Origin of the sequence: Paenibacillus sp. 2TAB26, from assembly GCF_052115145.1 — a bacterium.
In the GTDB taxonomy this organism is placed as follows: Bacteria; Bacillota; Bacilli; order Paenibacillales; family Paenibacillaceae; genus Pristimantibacillus.
The window spans coordinates 1-357 of sequence record NZ_JBFRGC010000163.1; the positions used below are offsets into that span (position 1 = coordinate 1).

Here is a 357-nt window from a genome sequence, read left to right on the forward strand (position 1 = left end):
CGTCAGCCCGGTGGTGCCGGACGCGGTGCCGGTGTCGATGACGAGCCTGTCCGACGGTGCGTTGTCGCCGGCCAGCACCGTGTTCAGGCCGATGCCGCCCGCGGCGCCCGTGTAGGTGTTCACCGTCAGCGTCTTGAACGTGCCCGCCGACGGCGGCGTGAACAGGATCTGGCTCGCGGCGTTGGTGAGCGTGGTCAGCGTCGAGTTGCCGGTGAGGTGCCACGTGGTCTGGTCGCGCAGGGTGACGATGGACGTGGTGCCCGGTAGCGTGGTCGCCGCCCCGGTCAGCGTTGAGGCCGAGACATCGACGGTGGCGACATCGCCCACGGCCAGGGGCTTTTGATCGCTGGCAGGGGG

The 357-nt window shown here is 70.3% G+C and carries 1 protein-coding gene; it reads right to left on the minus strand.

All coding sequences use genetic code 11. From position 1 onward, the window contains the following. A partial coding sequence (locus AB4Z50_RS36325; RefSeq protein ID WP_441887379.1) for an autotransporter outer membrane beta-barrel domain-containing protein occupies positions 1-357 on the minus strand: 357 nt, incomplete at both ends.